The organism is Tabrizicola sp. (genome assembly GCF_031377265.1).
Lineage (GTDB): Bacteria > Pseudomonadota > Alphaproteobacteria > Rhodobacterales > Rhodobacteraceae > JAUYQR01.
Window position 1 is genome coordinate 1 of the sequence record NZ_JANMET010000195.1, and the last position, 2468, is coordinate 2468.

The 2468-nt window shown below is 63.1% G+C and carries 4 protein-coding genes; all 4 read right to left on the reverse strand.

Annotated elements, in window-relative coordinates; all coding sequences use genetic code 11:
• The coding region (locus RMO18_RS11130; RefSeq protein ID WP_309665942.1) for a class I SAM-dependent methyltransferase at positions 1 to 614 on the reverse strand (614 nt) is incomplete at its 3' end.
• Positions 615 to 686: 72 nt separating this feature from the next.
• Entirely contained in the window at positions 687 to 1460 is a 774-nt protein-coding gene (locus tag RMO18_RS11135; RefSeq protein WP_309665944.1) for an enoyl-CoA hydratase-related protein, read from the reverse strand.
• A 64-nt stretch (positions 1461 to 1524) separates the two neighbouring features.
• On the reverse strand, positions 1525 to 2001 hold the full coding sequence (locus tag RMO18_RS11140) for a cytochrome c-type biogenesis protein CcmH (RefSeq protein ID WP_405054051.1): 477 nt from the start codon (positions 1999 to 2001) through the stop codon (positions 1525 to 1527).
• On the reverse strand, positions 2001 to 2468 hold a 468-nt coding region (locus RMO18_RS11145), incomplete at its 5' end, for a cytochrome c-type biogenesis CcmF C-terminal domain-containing protein (protein WP_309665947.1). The genes RMO18_RS11140 and RMO18_RS11145, both read right to left, overlap by 1 nt.

The window sequence follows — 2468 nt, forward strand, 5'->3', positions numbered from 1 at the left end:
AGCGTGACCCCCACCACCCTCACCCCGTGGTCGCGCGCCAGGGTGATCGCCAGCGTCCCGAACCCAGACCCGATATCCAGCACCCGCATTCCTGGCTTGAGCAGCAGCTTGCCGCCGATATGCGCCATCTTTGCGGCCTGCGCCTCTTCGAGAGTCATGTCGGGGCGACGGAAATAGGCACAGGTGTATTGCTTGTTTGCATCAAGAAAGAGGTCGTAGAGCTCATCCGACAGATCATAGTGATGCGCCACATTGCGCCGCGCGACGCCCATGTGGTTCCAGATCGTCCATGACCGGGCGCGTTTGCGCAACTGCGACAACTGTGCGAACGGAAATGGCACCTTGCGGCCACGCGTATTGCGCAGGGCGAAGGTCAGGAAGCTGCGGACATCATCGCCGCCGATGGTCAGACGGCCGTCCATGTAGGCTTCGCCCAAGGTAATTTCGGGCGCGAAGAAGAATTTTCCCGGCAGCGTCGGGTCGGTGACTGTCACGCGCACTTCCGGGCCGTTGCCGGGGCCGATCACATGCGTCTGGCCGTCAGCCAGCGTAAGCTGCAACCGGCCGGTACGAACCCCCCGGCCAAGAAACTCCAGAAGGACGTTGTCCCACATGGATGCCTCTGCCTGAATATGTTTCGCGGAAGTGGAGATAATCACTCATCGCCGAAAAAGAAAAGGGGTAGCTTAGTGGCCCTGAAACCGTGGCGCGCGTTTGCCAAGGAATGCGGCAACGCCCTCACGGAAATCATCGCTGGCACCGCACTCGCCTTGCAACCGCGCTTCAAGCGTCAGTTGCGCCGCGAGGTCGCGCTGGAAACTGCCGCGCATCGCGTGCTTTAGCGCCCGGTAAGCCAGCGTCGGACCCGAGGCAAGATGTGTTGCCCGCGTGGCCACCACTTCGGTGAACCGGTCATCCGGCACCGCTTCCCAAATCATTCCCCAATCCGCCGCGGTGCGGGCGCTGATCCTGTCGGCAAAGAGCGCGGCCCCCATCGCCCGCGCCATACCGACTTGACGCGGCAGCCAATGTGTCCCGCCTGCATCCGGAATCAGCCCGATCCGGGTAAAGGCCTGAATGAAACTGGCGCTTTCGCACGCGATCACCACGTCGCAGGCCAAGGCAAGGTTTGCCCCTGCCCCCACCGCCGCCCCGTTCACCGCCGCAATCACCGGCACCGGTGCTTCGGTGATCGCGCGCAGCAGCGGTTCATATTCGTCGCGCAAGATGGCCTCGACATCAAAGGCCCCTAGCGTTGGTATGTCGGTCAGATCCTGGCCTGAACAAAACGCCCGCCCAACCCCGGTCAGCACAATGCAACGCTGCGAATGGGCGACCACAAGCGCCTCGGTCAGTTCGGACCGCATTTGCCGGGACAGCGCATTCATCCTGTCGGGGCGGTTTAGAGTGATGGTCGCCAGACCGGCGGCTTCAGTCACCGTGATTGTCTGATAGCCCATGCTGCCCCCCGATTTGCACCGAACCATAGTGGTGGCGCAGCCATCCCCCAAACGCGACGCAGCGTCAGTTCTTGAGAATTTCCTTCAGCCGCGCCGCCTCGGTCTGCGACAGGGTTTCTTCGGCAATCGGCTTGCGGCGGCGCTGGGTTGCGATGGCGATCCCGATGCCAGACAGCAGCAGCGCCGGGCCGGCAAGCCAAAGGATCAGGTTCGAACCTTCGACCCTGGGGTTGAACAGCACGAATTCCCCATATCGCGCAACGACATAGTCAATCACCTCGGCATCCGTGTCGCCGGCGACCAGCCGCTCGCGGATGATGATGCGCAGATCGCGGCTGATCGGGGCGGAACTGTCGTCGATCGATTCCCCTTGGCAAACCGGGCAACGGATATCGCGCGAAATCTCTCGCGCGCGCGCCTCCAGTACGGGATCTGGCAAGATCTCGTCCGGTTGCACCGCGAGCACTGGCGCGGCCAAGGCGAGCCAACCAACAAGCAGGTAGGGCGCGTGCCTGTAAGCCGTGCGGAAAACGCGACGCATCATTCGGCTGGCACCCCGGCCACCCGCGCCCGCCGCGCGCCCGCAGCCACCCGGTAGCGCCGATCCGTCAGGCTGATCACTCCGCCAAGTGCCATCAGCCCGGCCCCGCCCCAAAGCCAGTTGGCGAAGGGTTCAATGTAGCTGCGCACCGCCCAGCCGCCGCCGGATTGTGCGTCACCGATCACCAGATAGATGTCGCGGGTGAAGGCAAAGTTTATCGCTGCCTCGGTCGTCGGCATCTGCGCCACCGGGTAGAAGCGTTTTTCGGGGAACAAACGCGCCACTTCGGTGCCGCCGCGCCGCACGGTCATATCGGCCCTGGTGGCCGTGTAATTCGGGCCCTGAACTTCGTTTACCGCGTTAAGGGTGACCTCGTACTTGCCCAAAGGAAAGCTGTCGCCCAGCTGGACGATCCGGATATCCTCAACCTTCCAGGCGTTCATTGCGGCCACGGCGAACAGCGTGAT